This window comes from Streptomyces sp. NPDC005181 (assembly GCF_040608395.1).
GTDB lineage: Bacteria > Actinomycetota > Actinomycetes > Streptomycetales > Streptomycetaceae > Streptomyces.
Genome location: NZ_JBEXID010000257.1, coordinates 1 through 1,362 on the forward strand (window position 1 = coordinate 1; position 1,362 = coordinate 1,362).

Here is a 1,362-nt window from a genome sequence, read left to right on the forward strand (position 1 = left end):
CAGGGCCTCGGCGTGAAAACGGAATGAGCGGATTCGCCCCAACTGCCGTTGCTGGTGGGGTGGGTGACGACATGCGGCAGGCACGGTTGCCAGCGATCATGTGAGTGTCTACGTCCCATGATCCTGCTGGAAGACCGTGCCTGCCGTTGCCGCATCATCTCCCATGCCCGCCGCGCTTGACCAGCTCGCCCCTGCCTCGCCTCTGACGGTCCAGGAGTGCCCTGGCCTGCTGGCCTGCCTCGCGACGGTCAGCGACCCACGTGATCCACGCGGTCGGCTACATCCTCTGGTCGGCGTGCTCGCCATCTGTGCCGCCGCGGTCCTGACCGGCGCGACCTCGCTGCTGGCGATCAGCGAGTGGGCGGCTGATGCCCCGCAGCAGGTCCTGGCCCGGCTCGGCGCCCGCCGCGACCCCTTCACCGGCCGCCGCCGGGCCCCGTGCGAGACCACGATCCGCCGGGTCCTGACCCAGATCGACGGCGATGTACTGGACCGGGTCGTCGGCGGCTGGCTGTCCGCCCGACGCCCGCAGGCCGGCGGGAAGATGCTGCGAGCGATCGCGGTCGACGGCAAGTCCCTGCGCGGTGCCGCCCGCGCGCACGACCGGAAGATTCACCTCCTGGCGGCCGTCGACCACGCGACCTCCGTCGTCCTGGGACAGGTCGACGTCGAGACCAAGACGAACGAGATCACCTGCTTCCAGCCCCTGCTGGACGGCATCGACCTGGCCGGAGCGGTCGTGACCAGCGACGCGATGCACACACAGCGCGAGCACGCCGATTACCTGAGAAGCCGGGGAGCCCACTACATCGTGATCGTCAAGGGCAACCAGAAGAAGCTGCGCAAGCAGATGAAGTCCCTTCCCTGGAAGCAGATCCCGCTGCAGAACCGCACCACCGAGAAGGGACACGGCCGGGGCGAGATCCGCCGGATCAAGGTCTGCACTGTCGCCGGACTGCTCTTCCCCTGGGCGGCCCAGGCCATCGAGCTCAAGCGCCGCCGGGTGAACCGCAGGACCGGGAAGATCAGCATCAAGACGGTGTACGCGGTCACCAGCCTGAGCGCCGACCAGGCCACTCCGGCCCAGCTCGCATCCTTGATCCGCGGACACTGGTCGGTGGAAGCACTGCATCACGTCAGAGACACCACCTTCGCCGAGGACGCCTCACAGCTCCGGACGGGCAACGCGCCCCGTGCCATGGCCACCTGGCGCAACCTCGCCATCGGAGCCCTCCGCCTCTCCGGCCGCCACGGCATCGCCGCCGCCCTCAGGAGGAACGCCCGTGACGCCACCCGGCCACTGCACATCCTGGACATTCCATGATCAGAAAACGGTCATACCCGCTTCACGCCGAGGCCCTG

The 1,362-nt window shown here is 68.7% G+C and carries 1 protein-coding gene; it reads left to right on the forward strand.

Translation table 11 applies throughout. From position 1 onward, the window contains the following. Window positions 1-163: 163 nt before the first annotated feature. Window positions 164-1,324, forward strand: a complete 1,161-nt coding sequence (locus ABZV38_RS40460; protein WP_356333971.1) for an ISAs1 family transposase — start codon at window positions 164-166, stop codon at window positions 1,322-1,324. Window positions 1,325-1,362 lie beyond the last annotated feature (38 nt).

Coding starts and splice junctions, on each gene's coding strand:
- ABZV38_RS40460 (WP_356333971.1), top strand. CDS start 164: ATGCCCGCCGCGCTTGACCAGCTCGCCCCTGCCTCGCCTCTGACGGTC.